The sequence below is a fragment of the Leptospira dzoumogneensis genome (assembly GCF_004770895.1).
In the GTDB taxonomy this organism is placed as follows: Bacteria; Spirochaetota; Leptospiria; order Leptospirales; family Leptospiraceae; genus Leptospira_B; species Leptospira_B dzoumogneensis.
Map to the genome: position 1 here is coordinate 388,504 of NZ_RQHS01000019.1, position 26,887 is coordinate 415,390.

Consider the following 26,887-nt stretch of genomic DNA (forward strand, 5'->3'; position numbering starts at 1 on the left):
GCCGGATAGAGAATTTATTCTTTATTAGAAAAAGCTGAATACGCGATAGAAGCCCAGCCGGTTAAAAATGCCAATCCTCCCAAAGGAGTGATCGCACCTAAAACCCTGATCCCGGTTAAAGAAAGTGCGTATAATGAACCGGAGAAGATCAAGATCCCGCTAAAGATCAGCCAAAAACCGATCCTTCTAAACTTGGACTCTGAAAGTTTTCCGCTCAATGCTAATACTAGCAAGACTACTGCGTGGATGAGATGATATCTTGCTCCGGTTTCGTAGATCGCGAGCAGGTCGGAAGTTAATACTGATTTTAATCCGTGTGCTCCGAACGCGCCTAGAGCCACTGCTAAAAAACCTAAAATAGCCGATAAGAATAATGGAATAGAGTTAGAATTTTTGGATGCCATAACTTTGGAACCTCAGACATTTTCTTCTGAATAATCCGAAGATATAGGCGGTGTACTCCACGTCCAGCCTACTATCGAATAAGGCTTCAATAGAATTCAACTTCATCTGCTCGCCCAATTCTTCGTAAAAACTTTTATTTCCGAAAGTAAAGTGGATCGGAATGAATGCATCGTTAGACCCTCGTTTAATGGGAAGAAACAAACGTACTCCGAATTGGCAGCCTTTACTTTCTCCCTCGAATTTAACGATCCTATGTTCGGACCAATCCCAACCATCTAAGGAAGCATGAAACATATCCTTATGAGGAAAAGATGTCGTAGTTCGGATATAACCGTCAAAACCTCCGGTCCTCAACTTAGTGGAAGATTCTCCATAATGGATGGAAGGGTCCCTGAAATTTGCACCGTTCAAATGAACGTCGTTGTCCGGCGGAATACCAAGGCCTGTAGGATAAGGTTCCGGATTCCTTCGAACCAAGGCTCTGCCATTTGCTCCCATTTGGATACAACCGACTAACTGCGCTAAGATCAGAATTAGAAAAAGGAACCGTTTGTAAGGAATGAGTTTCATTCTTTTTTCAGAAGTCTTTGAGGAAGTTTCACTCCGATCCCGGTAACTCGGGTGCATTTTTCAAAATAAAGAGCGAATATAAAGGATTTGTAACTATAATCCGTCTGAACGTCGAATAGAAGATCCGCTTTGTCCTTGATCGCATTTTGGACTGCAGCCTCGTAACTCTCGTCTCCGGTGTAAACCATCCAAAGCCAGCTAGTTCCGCAGGAAGTACCTTCTAATTTTCCTACCGGCTCCATTCCTCTTACGTCCGAATAACTTTGAGAATAATACCAACCTGGAGATTTGATATTCGTATAAAGACAGTTCGTAAGGAACATAATCGCAAAAACGATCGGTATAGAAGCTGATATTTTCGGAAAAGAGAATTGCATGTGATAAATTTCAACAAGTTGAAACACAAAAGTCAAGGTAAAATACCGAAATCTCCTTGTGTGACTCTTGAACCGGTTAGAATCGAGTACGATGCACACGCAAACTTCCCAATTTTACTTCGATACTGAAAAAGAGTACGGAGCATTTAACTATGAACCTCTTCCCGTTGTGCTGGAGAGAGGGAAAGGTATCTTTCTTTGGGATACGGATGGAAAAAGATATTTCGATTTTTTATCCGCATACAGCGCAGTGAACCAAGGCCATTGTCATCCTAAAATTATAGAAACATTAAAGGCCCAATCCGAAAAACTAACTCTTACTTCCAGAGCCTTCTATAACGACCAACTAGGTCCTATGGAAAAATTTTTATGTGATACATTCGGATTCGATAGAATGGTCCCAATGAACACCGGAGTAGAAGCGGCAGAAACTTCCGTCAAACTCGCAAGAAGATGGGCTTACCAAATCAAAAAAGTCCCTGCTGATAAAGCTAAGATCGTTTTTGCTTCCGGGAATTTTTGGGGGAGAAGTATCGGTGCAATTTCCGCTTCTACTGATCCTACAAGCAGAGGAGATTTCGGTCCTTTTGTTCCTGGATTTTCCATCATTCCATTTAACGATACGGAAGCCCTAAAAAAAGAATTAGAAGATCCTAATGTAGCTGCATTCATGGTGGAACCGATCCAGGGAGAAGCAGGTGTAATCGTTCCGAGAGAAGGTTATCTAAAAGAAGTACGTAAACTTTGTTCGGATCGTAATGTACTTTTGATCTTGGACGAAGTGCAGACCGGCCTTGGCAGAACCGGAAAACTTTTGGCCGCAGATCATGAAAATGTAAAGCCGGATCTACTTGTTCTAGGTAAAGCATTGTCCGGAGGAACTCTTCCTGTTTCTGCGGTACTGAGTTCTGATGAGATCATTCTTACTCTAAAACCCGGAACTCATGGCTCCACATTCGGAGGAAATCCTTTAGCTGCAGCAGTCGCCAAAACCGCGATCCAAGTCTTATTAGAAGAAAATTTATCAGAGAACTCGGATATAAGAGGGACAGAATTCCGCTCTTCTCTGCAAGCTCTGAGATCCGAATATCCAGATAAAGTGAAGGAGATCAGAGGAAAGGGATTGTTAAACGCAGTGGAATTTTTTCCGGATGCAACGGGACCAAGAGCGAAAAAGATCTGCTACAAATTATTAGAATCTGGAATTCTTGCAAAACAAACCCACGATCACACGATCCGTTTTGCTCCTCCTCTATGTATTTCCAAAACCGAATTGGAAGAGGCGACTTCTCTCATTCTCCAAACCATCCGTAAAACCCTTGACTAATCTTTCGAATTCGTTTTTTTAAAAGAATGTCGGCTGAAGACAAAAAGTACATCCGGGTTTGGCAAAAACTGAGCGTCAGCGAAGTTTCTTCCCAATTGATGATCATAGACGATCTGTACGGAACTTGCGGAAAATGTAAACATCTGGGGCTGAATTACACTAAGGACAAGTCTTGTCCTGAATGCGGGACCAAGTTCAAATACCTGGCTACCAACTTAAAATCTCCCGCCGACATCGCCAAGGTTTTGGCTAGAATAGAAAAAGAGAATTTAGATTTCGTGCTGATCGATAGAGAAGATTATACTTTATCCAAAGCAAAAGACGCTGTTAAGGATCTATTCAAGTCCAACGACTGAAATTTCTCTCGGGGCATTGCTCCCTCATTCTCTGGATACGAAAATCCGTAATAAAAAGTGAATGGACTATATTCATTTAATAATTTCTTTTTGTAATATCCTTCCGACAAAACTAATTTAAGGGGAACTCATACCGAAAAGATGGAACATCATTCACTTACTTTATTAGTTGATATCGCCCTTAGTATTATTTTCGCGACCTTCTTCGCAATCATCGCAAAAGCATTCAAACAACCTCTGGTCTTAGGTTACGTAATCGCAGGATTGATCATCGGCCCATTATTCGGACCTTATGTAGGTGGAAAGCTGACCATTGGTTACGTTAAAAGCGAAGAAAGTATAGAACTGATCTCAGAGATCGGTTTGATCCTTTTATTATTCATCATCGGTTTAGAGATCGATCTGAAAGAATTAGCCAGAATGGGACGCTCCATGTTCGCTCTTGGAGTTTTACAATTCTTCTTGGGTGTCGCCGCGGCTTGGTTTGTATTCCGCACATTCTTCCCTCCTGCACCGGGCAATTTCGATCTTCTTTACTTTGCGATCGCACTCTCTCTCAGTTCCACAATGATCGTAGTCAAACTTCTTCATGATAAGTTTGAGATCAGCACTGTTGCGGGACGGCTCACGATCGGGGTCTTGGTCTTACAGGATATTTGGGCCATTCTATTTATGGGGATCCAACCTGATTTGCAAGATCCTCAGATCTTGAATGTGCTTGGATCTTTGGTCAAGGGTATCGCTCTTGTAGTGTTCTCCTTCCTTGTCAGTCGATTCATTCTATCTAGGATCTTTTTATTCGCAGCTTCCAAACCTGAATTGGTTTTAATCACTTCCATCGCTTGGTGTTTCTTCTTATGCGGTGTCGCAGAAAAACTCCAACTTTCTAAAGAGATGGGAGCATTGATCGCAGGTGTGAGTATCGCAGCCTTCCCTTATGGCGCGGATGTGATCAGTAAACTTTCAGGGATCAGGGACTTCTTCATTACGTTATTCTTCGTAGCTCTTGGAATGAAGATCCAAGCCCCGAGTGCGAGCGACTTAGGTCTCGCATTCCTAGCTGTTGGATTCGTTTTAGTGAGCAGAGTTTTGATCATTGCTCCAACTGTATTCTTCTCAGGTAAAGGTTTAAGAGCTGGGATTGTTGCAGGCCTGAACCTGGCGCAGATTTCGGAATTCTCTTTGGTAATCCTGGCGTTAGGAGTGCAAAAGGAGCATATAGGAAAAGATCTACAAGCGATCGTTCTGACTTCTATGATCATCGCTTCTATCATTTCCACTTATGTGATCCTGTTTAATGATACGATCGCTAGAGGTATTATCTCCTTCTTATCTATTTTCGGAGTGAGAGAAAACAAAGAACCTTTAGAGTCCCAAGTGACCGGTGAGACAAAAAGAGATATCGTAGTCTTAGGATATTTCCGGATCGCGCAAGGTTTGATCGATGGGATAGAAGAGGATAAACCTTCTTGGCTCAAAAGAATGTTGGTAGTGGATTTTAATCCGATCTATAGACAAACCCTGGAATCTAAAGGGATCCGTTGGGCCTATGGAGATCTTGCAAATCCGGAAAGCCTTCATCACCTAGGAATAGAAGAAGCAAGATATATCGTTTGTACGGTTTCCGATATGATCTTAAAAGGAACTACCAACCGTAGATTGCTGGAATCCTTAAAAAGTATCTGTAGACATCACCAACCTAAGATCATTCTAACCACAGACGATCCTAAAGAAGCGGAAGTCCTTAGAAATAACGGAGCGGCCCACGTAATCGTTCCGGGTAAAATTTCAGGACTTTCTCTATTTACCGAATTGTCCGGAATGGTAGATCAAAACGGAAGCACTACAATCGTAAAATCCGCAAAAGCAAAACCTAAAAAAACAGCGTCGAATAAGAAGAAGGTCAAAAAGACCTAGTAGTTCTTAGGATGATTGTTCGTTCTCCATGTATTAAGATTTGCAATATGGACTATGAAACCGGTCTCTGCGAAGGTTGTTACCGCACCTTAGAAGAGATCGGCAGGTGGACCATGTATACGGAAGACGAAAGAAAAACGATCCGACACAAAATAGAAGAAAGAAAAATTTCCCTCGGAAAACCTTCTTTCAAAAATCCTTAAATCAGTTCTGAACCAGTTTCAAATATTCTTCCACAATATCAGTTGCGGACTTCTTCCAATCGAACCTTTTGGAATTTTTTAAACCAGCTTTGGTTTTAGAACTTAGAAGTTTGGGAGAATCCAATAATTGGACTAAGCCTGTTTCAAAAGAATTAGAATCTTTAGGATCAAAGAAGAATGCAGTATCTTCTAAAATTTCAGGAAGAACACTCGAGTTGGAAGAATATACGGGGCAGCCGCAAGACTGAGCTTCCACAGGTGGAAATCCAAATCCTTCGTACAAAGAAGGATAAATAAGTAACTTGGCTGCAGAATATAAAGTTGCTAGTTCTTGTTCCGACAAATATGGAACTAATTTAATTCTATCTTCCCAACCTTTTGCATCTTCCACTAGATAGTCAGGAAGTTTTCCTCCGGAACCTGCGATCACCCAATCTGCTTTGATCTTTTTTTCGGACCAAAGTTTTTTGAGAGATTGAAGCACGAATCCTAAATTCTTATGCTCCTTTCCGATACCGACGCTGAGTAAATATCCAGGTCTGAGTCCATACTGTTTCAGGAACTTCTTCTTTTCCGGATCACTTTTAGGAGAAAATATCTTGGAATCTAAACCGTTATAGATGGTTCTCATTTGAGACTGGGAAAATGAAAAAACTTCAGTTAGATCTTTTGCAGTAAAATCAGAAACGGTAATGATCTTTTTGGCCTTCTTTCTTATGAGCAAAAACACAAGTTTCATGTAAGCTTGTTTCAAAAAAGAAGAATGGAACTGCTTCATTCTGAATGGAATGATATCGTGAATAGTAACAACACATAGATCTAAGAATTTTAAAGGAGCATTAAAATGTGGGATATCCAACAGGTCGAAATCTTTCATCTCGGGAATTCCGAACCATTCTTTGATAGAATAGATCCCTGCATTATATTCTAAAATTTCGTAAGAAGTTAAAACCTTAGCGGAAAGATTCTTTTTAATAAGATCAGGATTTCCAAGTAGAACGATCCGGATCCCTTTTTTAGAGGCGATATCTCCCAGCCAATTCAAAAGTCCTTTGATCCTGGAACCGATCCCTGAATGGGCAATCATCCTTGCATCGAATCCGATTTTGATCCTTCTCGCCTTCATAGAAAATTAAACCATCGTATAGGATGAAGTCGGAATGGCAAGCCAATCGCTTTTCCCCTTGAAAAGAGAAGTAAACTACCAAGACTTGTCCAGACGAGTCTAACTACATACATTTTCAAAGCGAAGAACGGAGAGACAACTTGGAAAACGAAGTAACGAGTATATTAAAAGCGATCGGAGAAGATCCGAATAGAGAAGGACTTTTAAACACTCCTAAAAGAGTCCGAAAAGCTTATGAATTCCTGACTTCCGGTTATAGGGCCGATATTGATACCTTAGTAAACGGAGCGATCTTCGAAGAGGACAGCCAAGGTATGGTACTTGTCCGGGATATCGAAATGTATTCTCTGTGCGAACATCATCTTCTTCCTTTTTTTGGAAAGGCTCACGTAGGTTATATTCCGAATAAAAAGATCATAGGGATTTCCAAGATCCCTCGTATCGTGGACGTTTTTGCGAGAAGGTTACAGGTCCAAGAAAGAATGACCGAGCAAATAGCGTATGCCCTTATGGAAGTTCTGGATCCTTTGGGCGTTGCGGTAGTCATCAAAGCGAAACATCTTTGTATGATGATGAGAGGAGTTGAAAAACAAAACTCCGAACTTTTCACTTCTTGTATGCTCGGAGAATTTAAAACGAATATGGTAACTAGGAGTGAGTTTCTAGATCTAATTCGGACCGGTTCGACCTAGAAGATTTAGCTCTAAGTTCTTCCGCTTTCCGCTCTGCTCGATCTTTATTTTCGAGCATTGCTTTCTCCACTCTCAATCTTTCTTTTTCGAAACCTGCCTCATCTAGATCTCTAGGGATCATGATAGGCTCTCCGTAAGAGATCACAAAGGTTGTGAAAGGTTTTGGGATCCTGTGTTTGTCCCAAGACTTCTCCGCAATCCATTGTTTTGTACATTCATAATGAAACGGCAAAATAGGGACCTGAGAAACTTGGGCTGCTGCGATCACTCCAGGCTGAACGATCCAAGCTGGACCTCTAGGTCCGTCGGGAGTGAACGCTGCAGGAAGATTTTTTCTCAAGTGAACGATCATTGCCTTAAGAGCCTTTGAACCGCCCTTAGAGGAACTCCCACGAATACTACCGTTTCCGAATCTATGCACTACTCCGGTGATAAAATCACCGTCCTTAGATTCAGAGATCAAAACGGCTAATTTGCGATTTTTATTCAAATATGGTGAGTAGAGAACATTCGTATGCCAAACGCAGAGGATAAACGGCTTCTTTAGAGGATAAAGAGAGTTAAAATGTTCCTTTCCTAATTCCACTTTTTTTGAGGTGAGTCCGATGATCCTTTGTAAAAAAACTACCAGAGTAGGCACTAACCATACTAGGAACCTACGCTTCCAACTTTCCCGAGTATCCAATTTTTCCGACATTGAGGCGAGCCTGCTGTAATACGGTCGGGGAGCATTCCTTTTTTTTACATAACAGGCTGGATTTTATATAAAAACTCTCTTATAAGTAGGTTGGAGAATGAGTGGACAATACTGAAATTAAAAAGTTTCTTATTCGATTGCGAAGGAATAAGCCATGTCGAAAGAAAGAATCGTCCAGCCGTTCGCTGATTTCAAAAAAACGGCAAATATCAACCTCAAAGATTATAAGGCATTATACAAAGAATCCATAGAGAACCCTAAAAAGTTCTGGGCCAGAGAAGCTTCTACCCGGCTTACCTGGTTCAAAAAATGGAATAAGGTTTTAGATCACGATTTTAAGAATGCAAAAGTAAAATGGTTCGAGGGAGGCAAGATCAATGTCTCTTATAATTGTTTGGATCGTTATATAGATACCCCCTTAAAAAATAAGGCGGCGATCATTTGGGAAGGAGACAACCCTCAAGAATCCAAAACTTACACTTATTACGATCTGTATCGTGAAGTGAATAAGTTCGCAAACGTTCTGAAAAATTCAGGCATCAGAAAAGGTGATGTGGTCATGGTATATCTGCCTATGATCCCGGAACTTGCCATTACAATTCTTGCATGTACTCGGATCGGTGCGATCCATTCGGTGGTGTTCGGAGGTTTTTCTCCGGAAGCTCTACAAAGCAGGATAGAAGATTGTAAACCTAGACTCATCATAACTTCCGACGGCGGTTATAGAGGCGGCAAAAGTCTGGAGCTAAAAAAAGCGGTAGATACTGCTTTGGACCAATCTTCCGAAAAAGTAAATAATGTGATCGTGATCAGAAGGACCGGCCAAGAAACGGAGCTGAATTGGAAAGAAGGAAGGGATCGTTGGTGGCATTATCTAATGAATGATCCAAATCTTCCTGCATATTGTAAGCCGGAGCAAATGGATTCGGAAGATCCTTTGTTCATTCTATATACCTCGGGCTCTACCGGAAAACCGAAAGGAGTTCTTCATACTACTGGAGGATATCTTCTAGGGGTCAATATGACCTTTCATTATGTTTTCGATATTAAACCTACGGATACATATTGGTGTACCGCGGATATAGGTTGGGTAACAGGTCATAGTTATCTAGTGTACGGTCCACTTTCTAACGGGGCTACTTCTATCATGTTTGAAGGAGTTCCTACATATCCTGATGTGGGAAGATTCTGGGATGTGATCGATAAACATGGAGTCACAGTATTTTATACTGCACCTACAGCGATCCGTTCTTTGATGAGAGAAGGAACAGATCCTATCGAAAAAAGAAACCTAAGCTCTCTTAGATTGATCGGATCCGTAGGAGAACCTATCAATCCCGAAGCCTGGGAATGGTATTTTAAACATGTTGGAAAATCCAAATGCCCTGTTGTAGATACTTGGTGGCAGACAGAAACCGGTGCGATCATGATCTCTCCTTTGCCTGGTGCAATCGCTCAAAAACCCGGGTCTGCAACTCTTCCGTTCTTCGGAGTACAACCTGTTCTTTTAGATGATGAAGGAAAGGAGATCAACTCTAAGGGAGAGGTTTCGGGAAATCTTGCAATCAAATCTCCTTGGCCTTCTATGATGAGAGGAGTGTTTAAGGACCCGAAAAGATTTTTCGATACCTACTTCTCCATTTATAAAGGTTATTATTTTACCGGAGACGGAGCAAGAAGGGATAAGGACGGATATTATTGGATCACCGGTCGTGTAGACGATGTGATCAACGTATCAGGTCATAGGATCGGCTCCGCAGAAGTGGAAAGCGCACTTGTGGAAAATCTTTCCGTAGCGGAAGCAGCGGTTGTAGGATTTCCACATGATATCAAGGGTCAGGGAATTTATGCGTACGTCACAGTGAAAGAAGGTGTGACCACGAATGACTCTCTTAAAAAAGAACTGATCGCTACTGTCGAAAAAATGATCGGAAAGATCGCAAGACCTGACGTGATCCATTGGGCGCCTGGACTTCCTAAAACCAGATCCGGAAAAATTATGAGAAGGATCTTACGCAAGATCGCATCAAGTGAATTCGAAGGTTTGGGAGATATTTCAACCTTAGCAGATCCAAGTGTAGTGGAAAAATTAATAGATGATAAGAAGAAGTATCACAGTTGAATAAAATCGGTCCGCAAAGAATCGTATGTTTAACTGAAGAGACTACTGAACTTCTCTATTTATTAGGAGAAGAAGATCGTATCGTAGGAATCTCCGCATATACGGAAAGACCTCCTCAGGCAAAAGAAGAAAAGCCTAGAGTTTCCGCATTTATTAACGGAAACATAAAGAAGATCAAGGAGCTAAATCCTGATCTGGTGGTCGGTTTCTCGGATATTCAGGCACAACTTTCTCATGATCTGATAAAAGAAGGTCTGAATGTTCTGATCACCAACCAAAGAAGTTTGGAGGAAATTTTCCAAACCATTTTGATGGTGGGGTCATTGATCGGAAAATCGGAACAGGTTTCTAAACTCGTGGAGTCTTATAAAAAAAGATTAAACGAGATCAAAGAACGTTCTTCTTCTAAACCTAAACTTAAAGTGTTTTTCCAAGAATGGGATCATCCGATCATCACAGGGATCAGATGGGTCTCCGAATTATTGGAGATCGTAGGAGCAATAGATTGTTTCGGCCACTTGAAGGAAAAATCCTTGGCCAAAGACAGGATCATAAGTCTACATGAAGTAGCGGATACAAAACCTGACCTGATCATCGGGAGCTGGTGCGGAAAACCTATGGACTTCGAATGGGTACGCACCAGAGAAGAATGGAAAGATATTCCTGCGGTCAAAAACGATAAAATTTTCGAAATGGACCCTGCGATCATTTTACAACCGGGACCTGCCTTATTTGAAGAAGGTATCCTGGTAATGGATCGGATCTTAGAAGAAGTGAGAACTTCTCTTTCTTAAGTTCCGAACATAATATTAGGCGAATTTAATAAATCAAAATCAAATCTGCCGGAAGGTGAATGATGAATTCCATGGTAAGTTCCGCGATCTCTAAAGAATCATCTATAGCAAAAATCTGGACGAACGGTGCTATCGTTATCAACCGGATCCGCTTAGGACTAGTAGTTCTTTTTATCCTAACATTGATCGGGGTCTCTAAAACAAACCACCCTACTCAGGTAATCGCTCATTCCGTCGGAACAGGTTTGATGGCACTGTATTGTATTTTCGAATTTTTCCTGGCGAGAGGAGGAAGGGTCGGGATCAAATTCCAAAAGACACTGGTGATTTTGGACGTGATCATTCTCTCCGCGATCATGGCTGCCGACTGTAGTATAGATGCGGTCGTAGCAAGAGATACTCTCGCAAACATGATCCTATTCTTCATTTATTTTTATATAATGATCTATTCTTCCTTACTAGGAGAAAAAAAGTTCGTACTTCTAATCGGTCTATTAACAGCTATCGGAGTCGCAATCGCACTTTATGTAGGCTGGAAAAGCGGGCTTGTGCTGACTGAAAATGCAAGCAAGTCCAAAGATCCCGACACTTTGATCTTCTCGGTTCAAATCGTAAAGATCGGTTTTATGATCACTGCAAGTGTGATCTTGTACCAATTGATGAGATTATTCGAAAATCTAACCGCAGAAGGTTCCAGATTATTCGGAGAGTCCCAGGTATTCTTAACTCAAATTAAAGATAACCAAAATATCATTCGCAACTCAGCAGAAAACTTAGAAACATCTATTAAAGAATTTGCAGGCTATATTGCAAGGACCGGAGAAAAGATGGAATCCCAAGCCGCCGCTTTGGAAGAGGTAAACGCGGTATTAGAAGAACTTTCCGCTTCTTCCATCAATAATACTCAATCGATTGAAACTCAGAACGAAAGTATTTCGGGGCTCTCTTCTAATTCTCAAAAGTTGGGCAGGATCATAGGAGATATTACGGAATACAGCGAAACACTTTCCGTATTCGCGGAAGAGAACAAAGCGGATATGGAGAATGTTACCATTGCGGCCGAAAAAACGAATTCATATCTCGCAGACATTGCAAATTCATTCAACAGAGTGGACGAGATCAATCAGATCATGGGAGAGATCGCGGATAAAACAAATCTTCTCGCATTGAACGCATCTATCGAGGCAGCAAGAGCAGGTGTCGCAGGAAGAGGATTTGCCGTAGTGGCAAACGAGGTAAGTAAGCTCGCGGACTTCACTTCCGAAAACGCAAAGTCCATTTCTTCTATCGTAAAACAATCCCAAAGTTTTATCAACGAGGCAAAGGTTGCTTCCGCAGAAACCGGAGATCTGACTGAAAAACAAAAATTCAAACTGATCCAGACCACCGATCGTATCGTCCAAATGAACGAGCTCTATAAGGAGCAAAAATTTATCCTTAAAAGTTTTCTAAATGAATTGGATACGATCAAATCCGCATCCACTGATATTCTGGAATCCACCAAGGAACAAACCTTGGGTCAGAACGAATTGATGAAGACGATGAGCCAGTTGGAAAAAGACATAAACGAGATCAGTGAAGAATCCAACAAACTGAACACCGAGATCGACAAGATCAATACTCAGGCTTCCGAGTTAAGAGTATTGAGTGGACATTCTTCAGAATAAACCTAACACAACGTTAGTCTAGTCCGGGAAATTCCGTCTATTGATGGATGGAAACTTCCCATCTAAAAACAGAGTCCACGATCCTGCAGATCTGGAAGAATGGCGCTATTGTGATCAATCGGATCCGATTAGGTTTGGTCATACTTTTTATCATTTCCTTAGCGGGAGCTTATAAAAGTTTCCAGCCCTTACAATTTATGGTCCATGCAGGCGGCACTGCTTTCATGGGAATCTACTGCATTTTCAATTTTGTAGTGAATCGTAAAAGGAATATGTCCATCGGATTCCACAAACTTTTCGTGTTATTCGATGTGAATGTTCTAAGCGCCACCTTGATCTTGGATACTTTCGTTTCTCCGGACGTGGCGGCTGGAACTTTGAAGAACGTGGTATTATTCTTCATTTATTTTTATATCATGATCTACTCCTGTCTTTTAGGAGAAAGGATCTTCGTTTTGATCGTGGGAGCATTCTCCACTGCGGGAGCAATAATTGCTCTTGTATGCGCCCTTAAAAATGGTGTAGGATTCGTGATGGATGTAGAAGAAGCAAAACTTCCCTATAATATAAGCGGCTCTACCGAGATCATCAAAATTGCGTTCATATTTGTTGCGAGTGTGATACTCGCTCAGTTGATGAGATTGTTCTTAAGGTTAACTGTAGAAGGAAACCGCCTCTATACTGATTCCAAAGATCTACTCGAAAAATTAAGTGAGAACCAAAGAATCATTAAAGATTCTGCGATTAGTTTAGAAGATTCCATCGTTAAATTCGCGGAATTCATCAATCGCACCGGAGAGAAAATGGAATCCCAGGCAGCCGCCCTGGAAGAAGTGAACGCCGTATTAGAAGAACTTTCCGCTGCTTCTACAAATACTTCTAGATCTATTGAATCGCAGAATGCAAGTTTAAGCGAACTTGCGGATGATTCCAAAAAATTAGGAGAAATAGTTTCAAATATCACGGGTTACAGCGAGGCTCTTTCTACATTCGCAAATGATAATAAAGCGGATATGGAGAATGTTACCATCGCCGCTGAAAAAACAAAATCCTATCTGGCGGACATCGCAGGTTCATTCGACAAAGTGGATCAGATCAACCAGATCATGGGAGAGATTGCGGATAAAACGAACCTTCTCGCATTAAACGCATCTATCGAGGCGGCAAGAGCAGGAGAAGCAGGAAGAGGATTCGCAGTAGTAGCAAACGAGGTAAGTAAACTTGCGGACTTCACTTCAGAGAATGCAAAATCCATCTCCACAATCGTAAGACAGTCCCAGAGTTTTATCCAAGAAGCAAAAAGCGCTTCTGCAGAAACGGGAGATCTGACTGAAAAACAAAAATTTAAGATCTTAGAAACTTCCGACAGGATCGTCCAGATGAATAAACTTTATTTGGAACAGAGAAATATTATCCGCAAATTCTTAAGTGAATTGGAAAGTATCAAATCAGTTTCGAGTGAGATCCATGAATCCGAAAAAGAACAGTCCTTGGGCCAAAAGGAAATGATACGGACCATGTCCCAATTAGAAAAAGATATTAATGAAATTAACGAAGATTCGGCCAACTTAAACTCTGAGATTGATCGGATCAAAACAAAGGCCTCCGAACTTAAAGTATTGAGCGGTAATTCCTAAGGCCTTTTCGTTTCCTTCTTCTTTACAACCGAGCCCATATTTCGATATATGGAATTTATTCCGATTGAGAGGAGAAGGATATGGGGACTAAAGTAAAAGCTGCAGTTATCGGAGGCACGGGTCTCTATAGCCTTGATGGAATGGAACTTGTAGAAGAAGTTCTTCCGGAAACTCCCTGGGGCAAACCCTCCGACACGATCAAGATCGGAAAGATCCATGACAAACTGATCGCATTCTTACCCCGCCATGGTGTGGGACATTTTATCATGCCTCACGAAGTCCCAATGAAGGCGAATATTTGTGCTCTTAAAATTTTAGGAGTAGAAGAGATAGTAGCATTCAGCTCCGTCGGAAGTTTGAGAGAAGAGATCAAACCTTTGGATTTCGTTCTTCCAAGTCAGATCATAGACAGAACTAGAGGAAGAGAGTCCACTTTCTTCGGAAAAGGTGTGGTGGCTCACGCTCCTTTCGCAGATCCTTTTTCCAAAAACTTAACCGATAGGATCAGCAAAGCTGCTGCAAAAGTAAATCTTCAGATCCACCAAAACAAAACTTTGGTTTGTATGGAAGGTCCTCTATTCTCCACAAGAGCAGAATCTCATATGTATCGTTCTTGGGGTGGAGACATCATCAATATGAGCGTTCTTCCGGAAGCAAAACTTGCAAGAGAAGCCGAGATCGCTTATCAAATGGTTTGTATGTCCACCGACTACGATTGTTGGAGAGAGAATGAGGAAGCAGTCACTGCGGAAATGGTGATGGCAAACTTAGGAAAGAACGCGGAAAATGCCAAAAAACTTTTAAGCGCTTTGATCCCTGCACTTGGAAACGGAGATGATCTAAGTCTGAAAAATAGCACTAAGTATTCTATCATCACTGCTCCGGAACGTAGAAACCCGGATACAGTCGCAAAACTGAAAGTGTTATTCCCGGATTATTTCTGAGAATTTGATTTTCTTCGGTTTAGATGGACCGATTCTAAAATTTTAGCCAATCCCTTTTGGTATTCGGGAAAGAAGGAGAGATTATTATGATTCCCTCCTTCTATTTCCAGAAATTCTATTTTTACTCCTGATTCCAAAGCTGTTTTGAATAATTTCCTTCCTTGTCGAAAAGGAACGATCTCGTCTTCGTTCCCATGTATGATCGTTGCAGTAGAATGTATTTTTCTGATCTTATTTTCGGATTTGAGAGAATACGCCAAAAACCATTCAGGCACGAAAGGATAATATTCTTTTGCCAGATCCGCCAAAGAAGTATAAGGAGTTTCTAATATAATATAACCGGGATTTGTTTTGGTCCCTAAATCCACCACAACTCCAGTCCCGATAGATCTTCCATAAAGAATGATCTCATTCTCTTTTTTTAATTTATCCGTTTTTAGGTATTCATACCAGCGTTCCGCATCCTGGTACATTCCCTTCTCACTTAGTTTGGCCCTGCTTTTACCGTAACCTCTATAATCCGTCATGAGAAGGTCCCAGCCTCTAGGAACAAAGTCCTCTGCGACTCCTCCCCAGCTTCTCAAACTGCCCGCGTTTCCGTGAAAATAAAGAACCGTTCCCTTAGAAGGCCCTTGAGCAGGAAAGAATAATGCGTATATCTTCTCTCCATTTTCCAATTCCAAAGAAACTTCTTGGAAAGTATAAGGAAAAGAAAACTGAAAGTCTTCGGGCAAAATTTCCGGGAAGAAGATCAGCTTGTCCTGATTTGAATACAACAAGCCGAAAAGCCCTAGAAAAAGTATAAATATGACCGAGAGAAGATATAACATAAACTTTTGGATTTTCATTTGGCCTTAATTTCTCTGGTCCAAAGTTCTTTTCCGGCAGAATCAAAAACCCTAAATACCAAGTTCCTTTGTTTTAAAGGGCCGGTAATTTCTATCGTTCCGAAATTCCTTTTATCATCCACCATTGTGCCTTCTATCCTTAACGGATTTTTTTCGGTAATCGGCGCATGAGTGGAAGAAGTCAAAGGTGAAACTGTAAAATCATATATTGGATATTCGAATCCTTCCTGAATATATGATAATTCCGTAAAGTGCCTGTCTCCGGTCAAAAATACCAGGTTTTTTATCTTCAATTTGGAGATTTTGGAAAGAAGTTTTTCCCTTTCTTCCGCATATGTGGAATAATTTTCAAAAACGGATAACGGATTTAAGACCTGACCTCCTACTACCACAAACTTAAAAGTCGCTTTGGAGAATGCTAATCCATTCACCAGCCAGTCTAATTGCTCTTCTCCGAAAAACGATCTGGATCCGGTTTTATTATCGTTCGCAGTCCTAAAACTGCGATCGTCCATCAAAAAGAATTGTGCATCTCCCCAGGTGAAAGAACCATATATTCCTTTTTTTGAATAGTTCGGATTCGCCCAGAACAGTTTGAAAATTTCTTCTGCAGTGGCGCCCATCCAAAAGGAGGCATCTCCGTCATTCGGTCCCCAATCATGATCATCCCAAACAGCATAATGATGGACATTTGCAAGAAGCGGTTGTAGTTCCTTCAAGGATCTTTGTTCAGTATAACGGTAAATAAATCCGGTCCTGGATTCCCAATCAGGTTCTCTTAGATAAATATTATCTCCCATCCAAAGCATGAAGTCGGGCTTTTGAGCGGAGATGGATCCGTAGATAAAGTATTCTCCTCCGTAAGGTTTTACTTGAGTATCATACTTAGGATCATTTACGAATGCACAACTTCCCAAAGCAAATTTGATATCGGGTGGTCCGCTTTGTTTTCCTATCCAAATAGGTTGTGCTCTAAATTTTTGTTCCGACTTAGGTTCTTGGTATTTTCCGTTTACATAAATTATATATTCATATATTTTCCCGGGTTCCAATACGTCGGCAATCAAATGGGCGACATTTCCCTTATAATGTTCCGTATTTACTTCACGAGTTATATGACTTTGTTCCGGGTTTCCGGAAATAAAATATTTCGCGTACACTTTAGAAGGATTCTTAGTCTGAACCCAAATTTTCACTTCTTTATGAGTTGAGTAACCTAACATCGGCCCCGATTGGATACTCGAAGGCGAAGCTGTGTCGGTTGACTGACTTTTTCCATAAATTGCGAAATCGATGTAAAAGAATCCAAACAGTAAAATCAACAAAGAGGTGGATGATAAAAGCGATATGCGTCTCATTGTCATGAAATATCTTGAAGCCTTAAGCTTCTTTCAAATCAAAAAAAAGGGAAAGAACGGAAATGACGAGGGGAGAATCTAGAAAACTCAGATGGAGACTGACCTTAGGCCTGGAGCTGCTAACTTCAGTTCTTGCCGTCCCTTTGGCAGTTCTATTCATTATAGCGGCTGGAGCGTATGACTTTAATAAGGCGATCGCATTGATCGGATCCTCCACGATCGCACTGCTCAGTTCTTATTTTTTTCCTACGGTCCGATTCTTGTATTTGGGAAAACTCTTATCAAACCTGGAACCGGCTAATTGGGAAAAGCTGAACACAAAGGGAAAGGTCGAAGTAAAAAGAAAGTTACTGAATTTTCCTTTGTTAAACTCGGGATTCTATTTAATTCAATGGAGTTATGGAATTCCTACGGCTTGGAAATTAATGCACTTTTTCTTCATTCCTCAATTTTTCGAATCAGCTCCATTTTTACTCTTACCTCTGATCATTTATCCTACTTTAGGAATTTCCCATTTCTTTTTGACCGAATCGGTTCTTGCAGAAGTGCTGGAGTCCGACAGATTGAACGGGCTTCCATTAGAAGAAAAAGATATCCGTAAAGTTTCTATTTTTGCTAGGATCATTTCTACGATCGCATCCATCACTTTATTGCCTGTTGTGATCTTCGGTTATCTCTTACTAGAAGAGACTTCCGGTTGGTTAAAACTGGGAGATGTCACTTTAGCACTTTCCCTTACCATACTTTTTATGGTGATCACTCTTACCATTTCTTCCTACTTATTGGCCGCTAGTATTCGCAGGAATTCCAAAAACATGATGAATGCGTTTGTGGAAATGTCACAAGGTGAGTTGGATATCCTTCTTCCTATGGTTTCTACGGACGAGTTGGGAAGAAGCAGCAAAATGCTGAATGATTTTGTGAAACGACTTAGGATCGTTGTCAAAACCGTAATGAAAGAATCCGAAAAACTCTCTCAAAGCTCCAAGGTTTTGGAAGAAAGAACTAAAGATCTTTCTTTAAAAATGCAGGAACAGGCCGCATCCACTGAACAAATGAGTTCAGGTGTGGAGGAAATTGCTGCATCCATTCAGTCTACTTCTTCCAGAGCTGAAAGCCAATCGGATACCGTAGAACAAGCATCCGCATCGCTTGCCGAATTAGAGGACAGGATCCGCAATGTTCATACTTCTCTAATGGATACTAAAAATGACGCGGAAAGAATGAGATTAGAAACTTCTAATGGAGAATCCGCATTACAATCCACTCGAGACGCAATGGCGGAAATAGAATCCAATACCGCTAAAATGGAAGCGAGTGTAAATGTGATCCATGAGATTACGGATAGGATCGGACTTCTTTCCTTAAACGCCGCCATCGAAGCGGCCCGCGCAGGAGAAGCAGGAAAAGGTTTTGCGGTAGTAGCCCAAGAGATTTCCAAACTGGGAGAACAGACCCAAGAGAATGCAAAAAGGATCCGGGCAACATTGGCAGAAGCGGTAAAGGCAACCAACTCGGGAAGAGAAGTTCTAGGAAATACGGAAGTCGCGTTCAGAAGAATAGGCGACACTGCTCAAAATACATCCGAAAGAATTTTGCAGGTTTCTTCCTTGTCCGAATCACAATTGGTGGCAAGCGCTCAGGTAAAAAATGCGTTTTCTGAACTGATCCGATCCGCGGATGAGATCCGAAATCATACAAAAGAACAATCCCAGACTTCTTTAGAATTCTCTAAAACGATTGGAAGTATTTCAGAAGCTACCGAGTTTTTGAACGGAATAGTAAATGATATCGACTCTCTCGCAGAGAAGCTTGCTCATCAAGCGAGTTCCTTGAAAAAAGAAGTAGAGTTTTTTAAAACCTGATTCAAGTCTTAGGAAGAAGTACCTTAAATACCGTCTTCCCAGGCTTCGAGTTGAATTCTATTCTTCCTCCATGTTTTAAAACGATCCTTCTGGAAATATCCAGACCTAGACCGCTTCCTTCACCGGGAGCCTTAGTGGTATAAAAAGGATCGAATATTTTAGATTTAATATCCGCCGAGATACCGGGACCGTTATCCGAAATCAAAACGGAAACATCAGAGTCGGAATCTAAAATCGAAATTTTGATCTTTCCTTTGAACTGCATGGCTTGCAAAGAATTGTAAATTAAGTTTGTCCAAACCTGGATCAAGTCATCCGGATAAGCGTAGATGATCGGCCTCGCTTGGAAGTCCAATTCTACTTCTACTCCGTTTTTGATCTGGTTATGATAGATTGTAAGAACAGTTTCTATATTCTCCGCAAGATCAGTTTCGATCTTGCCTTCCCCGGAATCGATATGAGCAAAACTTTTAAGAGCATACACTATCTTAGAAGTTCTGTCTACCGCCAGACGAATGGATGCTGCATTCTTATATGTTTGGATCTCTTCGATCGCAAAATCCAAAAGTGCAAGATTCGTCTTGGCCTGGAAAATTTCAGGGAATTCTTCCGTAGAATGGTATAATCCGACATCCATCAATCTATCCGCTAGATCATACGGATTTTCAAAACCAAGTTCGCTCAGAGTATTTTTTAATTTTTTAAGAACATTCCTTCTTTCTTCTCTAGACACTTGGATCTCTTTATTGGAAATTCCTGCACGAATAAACTCTGATAATCGTTTTATATAACTTGGTTCTGCATCGGCAAAAAACGGACCCAATTTTTTCAAACGTTCCGGAGAAGAGTCCAAATAAGCTCTCAATTCGCCGCTCAGAGCAGAGATGGCTCCTAACGGATTATTGATCTCATGAGCGATACCCGCGACCAACTGTCCGAGCGCTGCCATTTTTTCGGAAAGGATAAGCTGGTCCTGGGTCTTCTTTAAATTGTCTAAGGCGGAAGCCAACTCCGAAGTCCGGATACGAACTGCATTTTCTAGTTCTTCTTTAGCTTCTCTTCTTTCGGAATTTAATAATAACTGAGTGACTTGTTCCGCAACCGTAACTACGAACTGCTGCTCGAAACCTTTCCATCTGCGAAGAACACCCCTATGTTCTAAACAGATGGCTCCGTAAATCCCTCCTCTTAAGAAGATAGGAGCATTCAACAAAGATTGGATCCCAAGAGGAATACTGTAAGACTCCGCAAACTCGGATGTTCTTGGATCATTCACCACATCATATGCATCCACTAATCTTTCAGTCTTCATCGAAGAAAAATATTTAGGATATTCTTTGAGATCCATTACGGATGGATCCATATAAGACAGAAACTTTTGATCCCAGCCTGAGACCAAAGACCAGATAGTTTTTTCCCTATCTGAAAAAAGCCAAATGGATGCGCGGTCACATCCCAATGTTTCCGTGCACATTTTGACTATATTATTTAAACCTGCGGAAATATTACCGGAAGCAAAATCCGGATCTGTCGCCATATTCAAAAGGACTCTTGCCTGTTCGGAAATTTTTAAGTTCTCTTCCTCTTTTTCCCTCGCTGCTGCTTTTCCGGCAGTATTGTCCTTTGTTATTGCAACGATTGCAGGTCTTCCGACTAAGTTTACGATCCGGCCGGAAAAAATCGAATCCACTCGAGTCCCGTCTTTTCTGATAAAAGGTATATCAAGATCTCTTAATATACCTTCTTCTTTCATCCGGTTGATGAGTTCACGTTTGACATTAGGATCAGGCCAAATTCCCAGATCTATAGAGTTCTTTCCGATTGCTTCTTCTTTCGTGTATCCGAATAGATCGTAGAACATCGAGTTCACACTGATATATTTCCCTGTTTCCAGATCGGAAATACAGATCGTATCCGGGTTTAGATCGAATACTTTCTCGAATAGATCCTTACTCTCCTCTAATTGTAAAAGATACTGATCTCTTTCCTGTTCTACTTTTTTCTTGTCGGTGACATCGATCAAAAGAGCAAGAAGCATCATCTTGTCTCCTATCTTAAACACCCTGTTTCCTGAAATTACATGCCTTTCCGTATTATCCGATCGGTTGATTGTAGCTTCTATATTTTTGGACCAGCCGAATTCTTCTAGTTCTTTGCGGATCTTTGCTCTATCTAAAGGGCCTTTCCAAATCCCCAGCTCGAAGGAAGTTTTTCCTATGATCTCTTCTCTTGTATATCCGATCAGTTCACAATATTCTTGGTTAATCTCTCTGTAAGTTCCGGTTTCCAGATCGGAAAGAGAAACTGCGGCAGGATTCATTTGGAAAATTTTCTCAAAAAGCTCCTTATTATGCCGGACCTCTGCATTCAGTCTTCTCGTCTGCTCTTCCGCTTCCAGACGATCTCTAATATCCGTTGCGAGAGAAATAACATGAGGTCTTCCGTTTAATTTTACGATCCTTCCCGAATACAAGATAGGCATCGCAGTTCCGTCGGCAGCTCGGAAGACAGTCTCAATATTACTGACTTCTCCCTTCTCATCTAACTGTTTGTAAATTTCCGTCCTTCTATCCGGATCATAATCCCAGATCCTAATATCAACCGTAAGTTTTCCGATTACTTCGGATCTTTTGAGTTTTATAAATTCCAAAAATCTTTCGTTCACATCTATGATCTTTCTGGAAGTCAGATCGGTAAGAACCACCGCGGAAGGGATCAATTGGAATAATCTTTGGAAAAGTTCCTTACTCTTTTCAAGCTCGGAAGCAAGATTTTCCAAATCCGCTTGGGCTTCTTTGATATGAGTGATATCATGACCTACAGCTAGGATCTTTTTTTCACCGCCTGCCTCTATCACTCTAGCGGAGAATAGAATGGACCGGACCTTCCCGTCTGCGGTGCCCATCTTCACTTCTAGATTATCTACTGCACCTTTTTGGAGTAGAAGTCCACGGATAATTTCTCTGTCGCTTAGATCGTAATAAACTCCTAGATCTGCCGGCGATTTACCGATGATCTCTTCGTTTGTTTTTCCGATCAGGCTTAAGAACAGATCGTTTGCATCAAGATAAGTCCCATCCGATTTAGACAATGTGATCGCAGTCGGGTTCAATCGAATGATCTGGTTGAGTATTTCTTGGTTCTCTTTGAGTTCGTCTAAAAGTTTTTGTTTTTCTACTTCTTCTTTTACCCTGTCCGTGATGGGAACTGTGATCGTGAGTAGTTTTAAAGAACCTGCATATTCGATCGGGTGAGCGGAGAAGAGTCCCCAAAATTCTTCTCCTAGTTTATTCGTAAAACGTAATTCTATATCTCTGACAAAACCTTCTTTCTTGATGGCTTCTACTATATCCGCTCTGGTCTCTGCAGAGCTCCAGAAACCTAGTTCTAATGCATTTTTGCCGACTATCTCTTCTTCAGAATATTTCACCTGAATACAAAACTGTCTGTTTACTTTTAGATATTTACCTGTTTCGATCTCTGTGATCGCCATAGGCAAAGGATTCATATCGAAAAATTTTTCGAGAGCTCTCCATCCTATCTCCGGATGAGTTATATCCTCTTTAGAAAGTTCACTTTGTTGTTTGGGGGAACGAATATGGATCCATGTTGTAGTTTCGGAATCTGTTTCTCCCTGGATCTTAAAACCTTGGCAATAGAATGTTCTGATCTCTTTAGTCTTAAGTAAAAAATAACCCAAATACCAATTGGTTTTTTCTTCTTTTTTGAGATATTCGAAAATCCCGTTTCGAATATCCGAGATCAGATTAAAATCTATCTCTTTTAACTCTTTGGAAGAATAGCCCAAGATCTGTAATGCTGCCGGATTCGCTTCGATCAGATTTCCGGAAGAAGAAAATACAAGAACTCCGTCCCCGATCCTTTCGAAAAACTGCCTGAGGATATTGAGCTGTGAAAGGGAAGATTCCAAACTTTTATCACCGAGGGAATAAACCCTCAAATACTAATGGACTAAATAACGCTAGAAACTACTTTTCTAAAACTTTCATTTTTTTTCCAAAAATTAAGAAAGTTGCAATCCTAAAGGACACGTTACTCGAAAAGGCCTACCTATTATGTATTTTTTGATCGGTTTGTTCGCATTCTTTGCCGGTATATTCTACCTTATCATTCCTTTCATCTTACTGTCCAAAATTAACGGACTTCTGGAAAGGATCCAAGATCTGGAGAACCAATTAAAGGAGAAGGGACCTTCTACCCTTCCTGAAACTCAGGCAGAAAAGAAAAGGCCCCCGATCAAAGAAGAAAAACCTATCTTGGTAAAGGAAACAATCCCAGAATCCAAGAAGGAAGTCCCTTCTTCCAAGCTTGCTGCAAAAACTCCCAAACCTGCGGAGGTTGTACCTCCGACCATTATAAAACAAGAACCTCAACCACTAGCTAAAAAATCAGAGGCTTGGGAAAAATTCGAGAAGCAGATCGCCAATAATTGGACCGGGATCTTAGGAACGATCATACTTGTGATGGGTGTCGGATTCTTAGGAATTTACGCAGCCTTAAACATGTCTCCATTCTTCAGATTCTTAATGGTATTAGGGATCGGGATCGGATTATTCGTAATTTCTATTCTTTTAGTTAAAAAAGAATTCTGGGTGCAGATCGGATATTGGATCCGAAGCGGTTCAGGTGCAGTTATATTATTCTCTTGTATCGCAGCAGTTTCCGTTCCTGGAATGAAATGGATAGAGTCAGAATTTTACGCACTCATCTTAGTCATCGCCGGAATTTTAGTGAACCTAGGACTTGCATGGCAAACTTCCCAGCAAAAGTTCGCGAGCCTTCATATTATATTAAGTTTGGTCTCTCTGGCAATTCTTCCATTGAGCACTTTGATCTTCTTCTTAGCGGTCGGAGTTTCCGCTTTCAGCGTGGTTTTATCTTATAAAACTAAATGGGAATTTTATTTAATACAAACTGCGATCTCCTTTTTAATTTTAAATTTTCTTTATAAAGGACATTTCACGGAACAACTGCATGTGTTGAATTCTCCTCACTCCAGAACCTGGGGAATTTTAGGAACTCTTGTTGTTGGAATTCCATCCATCTTAGCTCATTATAGAAAAGTATATTCTTCCGCAAATATCCAACGACTTCCTTTTATCACTCACCTGATCATTTGGGCGGGGATCGGCTTAGGTTTATCGGTCTATTCAACAGGATCCAAATGGAATCCTCCCGTTCTGATCTCTGTCTCGGTCGGATTGTTTTTTTGGGCGAGGACTGCTCGAGAAAAATTAAACATTCGCTGGCTGTATCTCACGGATACTCTAGTTTCCCTGGCTCTTGCTTCTATAGGGATCACATTACTCACTCGATGGGAAGTGGATCTATTCCTGATTAATGTATATGTTTCACTTCTATTCTCTATCTTCTTCGTGGTGAGTGCAGAAGAAAAAGAAAATCTACTGAAAAATGTTGGGGCAGTGCTTCTTCATCTTTCTTGGGTTTGGTACATTCTTCTTTTAATCGTAAAATACTTTAACGATGTAAATCTGGGAGCTTGGCCGATCGTCATCACTACGATCGTAATGATCATTCTTACATTCTTGATCCAATTCTATGATGAGATCAGAAATAAGGAAAGTTCCACTGCAAGCGATGATGTTTACGGAGTAGGCGGAGACGATAGAATTTCCCCTGCCGGCCTATTCTCCGGACTTTTAGCATCCGCCATTTGTTTCCAATTATTCGATTGGAAACATTCAGAACTGTATCTTCCTGCATTCGGAGTCATTTTATTAGCGATCCGACAAAATAGAAATTGGAACGGTTTAGGAGTCGGGATCTTCTTCTTTGTTGCTGCGTTACATTTCGAAGTGATCTATAGAATTTATTCTTTGGAAAGCTGGGAAGTACTGTTAAGAGATCTTCCTACAATCCTATTCTGTTTCTTGATGATCCCTCTTTCTAAAGTGAAATTGGGCCCTGAAAAGATCAGATATTTTTCCGTACCAGGAGCGATCCTTCTTTCTTTACATATCGTATTCTTAGCTTATTGGACCACTCAAAGTATTTCCCCATTCTTGCCTGGAATACTCTGGCTTCTCCTTTCTTTGGCGTATTTGGAAACCAAAAACTTTTTCTCGGAAAGAAAGAAAGAATGGGAGAATACTTGGAAGTCCTCCGTCAATTCCGCAGGACCGGTCTGGCAATTTTTTGCGTTAACATTCGTGGGATTATTCTTAGGCGCTCATATTCTGGTCCATCTACAATCGGAACTATATGTGGGAATTTTCAAGATCAGATTTTTGATCCAAGCTTTGGCAATCGGAGTATTTTTATATTGGGCAAATAGCCCGAATCCCAAAAAGGAAACTCCAAATTATTGGAGTTCTCTTCTGCCATTATTCTGGGAACTGACCGGGATATTCATCACAGCGATCATTGCATTAGAAATCCCGAATACATGGCTGCCTGTTGCATGGGTTATATGGGCATTCTTCCTAAGTCAGATCAGTTTAAAAACTTCCTGGGAAATTTCCAGATTTAGATTTTATTCTCTCTGCTTTTATTGGTATTCCTGTATTCATGTTGCATTTATTTCCAGCTCATCCCTAACTCCTTCCGAATATTGGGCCAACCAAGAATGGCTGGGGGGACTAGTCGGGATCGCTCTGCAGATCGTTTACTTAGTAAGGATCCAATATCTTCCTCCATTCCAAGGAATAGAAGCGGAAGGTTATCCGGGTAAGATCAGAAACCTTTCCGAAAAACTGGACCAAAGATCCGACTATACCATATTTTATCCTTTGTTCGCAGCGGGAGCATTCTTCCTATTCTGGAGTTTTGATTCTTCTTTATTAACTCTATTATGGATGGTAGAAGTGTTCATCGTCTTCTCAATGGGACTCATTCTGAAAAAAGAACATTTCCGTTATGTGTCCTTGGTGGCAATGATCGTATGTCTGCTTAGATTGATCTTCTGGGATCTTTCTCAATCTTCTACAATCACGCGTGCTTTGGTATTTTTAGGAGTGGGCGGGATACTGATCCTGATGAACACTCTTTACGGCAAATTTGGAAATAAGGAGAAAACAGATGCTCCGTAATCGATTATTATTCTTTGTTATACTTTTAGCGTCAGGCGCAGCCATCTCGTTTTTGGCGGTAAAGAGTAAGGCGAATGTAGAAATGCCTGCCACTCTTTCTCCTGCCTTTCAACTGCTCGGAAAACCGATCAAAACATTGGATCGTTCTCTCACAAAACTTATGCCTATCAGCGACCTAGATGAGAAGAAGTTGGGAGATTCAGTTGCATTACGTTACGAATCCTATGCGGACGAAAAAGATCCGGACCTGATCTATTTAAGAAGTTTGGTCTCCAATCTAACTCTAGGAAAAGAGAAAAGATTCGAATATAGGATTTTTATAATGGATTCTTCCATTCCGAACGCGTATGCGATGCCCGGAGGGATCTTATTTGTGACTAAGGGACTTCTCTCCATGGTAAACTCGGAGGCGGAATTAGTCGCGGTGATCGGACATGAGATCGGACACGTAGAACTTTCCCACTGCATGGATATGGTAAGAGGCGAATTATTAGCGAAGAAGATCGGCGCCTCTACTTTAGGAGAGTTGGCGGATCTAACCGCTTCCTTACTTTTAAGACCTTCTTTCGGAAAAAACCAAGAAGATGAAGCGGACTCCTACGGTTACGATCTATTGCTCAGAGAATATTACGACCCGTTCGCAATGGGAAGGACATTCCTAAAACTACAAGAAGCAAGCGGTGGAAAGGAAAATGCCTCTTCTCCCATCCAAGAATATTTTATGACACATCCTTATCTTTCTCATCGCTCCGAAAAATTTACGGAGAAGGCGAAACGAGAAGAAGAAGGAAAATATTATGTAGGGAAGAAGAACTTAAAGAAACGTGTCAGCCGCTACCAAGACGAACTTGATAAAGAATTCGTAAAGTACTGAGAATTTCTTCTTACAAATTTCAATTTTTATAACTTGGA

20 protein-coding genes and 1 pseudogene are annotated in these 26,887 nt (G+C 41.0%); 13 read left to right on the forward strand and 8 right to left on the reverse strand.

Translation table 11 applies throughout. The annotated features are described in order from the left end of the window. Window positions 1-14: 14 nt before the first annotated feature. Genes EHR06_RS15425 through EHR06_RS15435 form a run of 3 tightly spaced genes read right to left on the reverse strand, consistent with a single transcriptional unit; the run spans window position 15 to window position 1,298 of the window. On the reverse strand, window positions 15-404 hold the full coding sequence (locus EHR06_RS15425; RefSeq protein WP_135757814.1) for a DUF423 domain-containing protein: 390 nt from the start codon (window positions 402-404) through the stop codon (window positions 15-17). Next, window positions 385-975: a hypothetical protein gene (locus EHR06_RS15430; protein WP_135757815.1), complete on the reverse strand. Its 591-nt coding sequence runs from the start codon at window positions 973-975 to the stop codon at window positions 385-387. The genes EHR06_RS15425 and EHR06_RS15430 overlap by 20 nt, the downstream gene beginning before the upstream one ends. Beyond that, a complete protein-coding gene (locus EHR06_RS15435) occupies window positions 972-1,298 on the reverse strand; it encodes a TRL-like family protein (protein WP_175284896.1) in 327 nt (108 codons plus the stop codon). The genes EHR06_RS15430 and EHR06_RS15435 overlap by 4 nt, the downstream gene beginning before the upstream one ends. A 145-nt stretch (window positions 1,299-1,443) precedes the next feature. Here EHR06_RS15435 and rocD point away from each other — a divergent pair, with 145 nt between their 5' ends. From rocD to EHR06_RS15455, 4 genes are all read left to right on the forward strand, one after another. After that, the gene (gene rocD / locus EHR06_RS15440; RefSeq protein ID WP_135757817.1) at window positions 1,444-2,679 is read left to right on the forward strand and encodes an ornithine--oxo-acid transaminase; all 1,236 of its coding nucleotides are present in this window, start codon (window positions 1,444-1,446) and stop codon (window positions 2,677-2,679) included. A gap of 26 nt (window positions 2,680-2,705) precedes the next feature. Next, the gene (locus EHR06_RS15445; protein WP_135627835.1) at window positions 2,706-3,035 is read left to right on the forward strand and encodes a hypothetical protein; all 330 of its coding nucleotides are present in this window, start codon (window positions 2,706-2,708) and stop codon (window positions 3,033-3,035) included. Between the two features lie 141 nt (window positions 3,036-3,176). Next, window positions 3,177-4,952: a cation:proton antiporter gene (locus EHR06_RS15450; protein WP_135757818.1), complete on the forward strand. Its 1,776-nt coding sequence runs from the start codon at window positions 3,177-3,179 to the stop codon at window positions 4,950-4,952. Between the two features lie 11 nt (window positions 4,953-4,963). Continuing rightward, window positions 4,964-5,155, forward strand: coding sequence for a DUF1289 domain-containing protein (locus tag EHR06_RS15455; RefSeq protein WP_135757819.1), 192 nt, complete (start codon window positions 4,964-4,966; stop codon window positions 5,153-5,155). Window position 5,156: 1 nt separating this feature from the next. Here EHR06_RS15455 and EHR06_RS15460 read toward each other — a convergent pair whose 3' ends face one another. Beyond that, window positions 5,157-6,281 (reverse strand): glycosyltransferase family 4 protein, encoded by a 1,125-nt coding sequence (locus EHR06_RS15460; protein WP_135757820.1) that lies wholly within the window; start codon window positions 6,279-6,281, stop codon window positions 5,157-5,159. A gap of 128 nt (window positions 6,282-6,409) precedes the next feature. Between EHR06_RS15460 and folE the strand changes: the two are divergent. After that, a pseudogene (gene folE / locus EHR06_RS15465) lies at window positions 6,410-6,973 on the forward strand (GTP cyclohydrolase I FolE); the annotation flags it as partial. Here the strand turns inward: folE and EHR06_RS15470 are convergent. Next, window positions 6,930-7,670 (reverse strand): lysophospholipid acyltransferase family protein, encoded by a 741-nt coding sequence (locus EHR06_RS15470; RefSeq protein WP_135757822.1) that lies wholly within the window; start codon window positions 7,668-7,670, stop codon window positions 6,930-6,932. The pseudogene folE and the gene EHR06_RS15470 overlap by 44 nt on opposite strands. 154 nt (window positions 7,671-7,824) lie before the next feature. Between EHR06_RS15470 and acs the strand changes: the two genes are divergently transcribed. The 5 genes from acs (at window position 7,825) to mtnP (ending at window position 14,834) form a co-directional block, all read left to right on the forward strand. Beyond that, window positions 7,825-9,792 carry an acetate--CoA ligase gene (acs, locus tag EHR06_RS15475; protein ID WP_135757823.1) on the forward strand — a complete coding sequence of 656 codons (1,968 nt, stop codon included), beginning with the start codon at window positions 7,825-7,827 and terminating at the stop codon, window positions 9,790-9,792. Then, on the forward strand, window positions 9,789-10,586 hold the full coding sequence (locus EHR06_RS15480) for a cobalamin-binding protein (RefSeq protein ID WP_135757824.1): 798 nt from the start codon (window positions 9,789-9,791) through the stop codon (window positions 10,584-10,586). Before acs ends, EHR06_RS15480 begins: the two co-directional genes overlap by 4 nt. Window positions 10,587-10,645: 59 nt before the next feature. Continuing rightward, window positions 10,646-12,253 (forward strand): methyl-accepting chemotaxis protein, encoded by a 1,608-nt coding sequence (locus EHR06_RS15485; protein ID WP_135757825.1) that lies wholly within the window; start codon window positions 10,646-10,648, stop codon window positions 12,251-12,253. A gap of 47 nt (window positions 12,254-12,300) precedes the next feature. Further along, window positions 12,301-13,890 carry a methyl-accepting chemotaxis protein gene (locus EHR06_RS15490; protein ID WP_135757826.1) on the forward strand — a complete coding sequence of 530 codons (1,590 nt, stop codon included), beginning with the start codon at window positions 12,301-12,303 and terminating at the stop codon, window positions 13,888-13,890. A gap of 80 nt (window positions 13,891-13,970) precedes the next feature. Continuing rightward, window positions 13,971-14,834 (forward strand): S-methyl-5'-thioadenosine phosphorylase, encoded by an 864-nt coding sequence (mtnP, locus tag EHR06_RS15495; protein ID WP_135757827.1) that lies wholly within the window; start codon window positions 13,971-13,973, stop codon window positions 14,832-14,834. On the opposite strand, the gene EHR06_RS15500 is transcribed toward mtnP, so the two are convergent. Continuing rightward, a complete protein-coding gene (locus EHR06_RS15500) occupies window positions 14,825-15,682 on the reverse strand; it encodes an alpha/beta hydrolase (protein ID WP_135757828.1) in 858 nt (285 codons plus the stop codon). The genes mtnP and EHR06_RS15500 overlap by 10 nt on opposite strands. Continuing rightward, entirely contained in the window at window positions 15,679-17,040 is a 1,362-nt protein-coding gene (locus EHR06_RS15505; protein WP_425269505.1) for an alkaline phosphatase D family protein, read from the reverse strand. The genes EHR06_RS15500 and EHR06_RS15505 overlap by 4 nt, the downstream gene beginning before the upstream one ends. A gap of 62 nt (window positions 17,041-17,102) precedes the next feature. Between EHR06_RS15505 and EHR06_RS15510 the strand changes: the two genes are divergently transcribed. After that, on the forward strand, window positions 17,103-18,905 hold the full coding sequence (locus EHR06_RS15510; protein WP_135757830.1) for a methyl-accepting chemotaxis protein: 1,803 nt from the start codon (window positions 17,103-17,105) through the stop codon (window positions 18,903-18,905). Window position 18,906: 1 nt separating this feature from the next. Here EHR06_RS15510 and EHR06_RS15515 read toward each other — a convergent pair whose 3' ends face one another. Beyond that, a complete protein-coding gene (locus tag EHR06_RS15515) occupies window positions 18,907-22,836 on the reverse strand; it encodes a PAS domain S-box protein (protein ID WP_135757831.1) in 3,930 nt (1,309 codons plus the stop codon). 145 nt (window positions 22,837-22,981) lie between these two features. Here EHR06_RS15515 and EHR06_RS15520 point away from each other — a divergent pair, with 145 nt between their 5' ends. Beyond that, complete coding sequence (locus EHR06_RS15520) at window positions 22,982-25,975, forward strand: DUF2339 domain-containing protein (RefSeq protein WP_135757832.1); 2,994 nt, start codon at window positions 22,982-22,984, stop codon at window positions 25,973-25,975. After that, a complete protein-coding gene (locus EHR06_RS15525) occupies window positions 25,965-26,849 on the forward strand; it encodes a M48 family metallopeptidase (RefSeq protein ID WP_135757833.1) in 885 nt (294 codons plus the stop codon). Before EHR06_RS15520 ends, EHR06_RS15525 begins: the two co-directional genes overlap by 11 nt. Window positions 26,850-26,887: the final 38 nt, after the last annotated feature.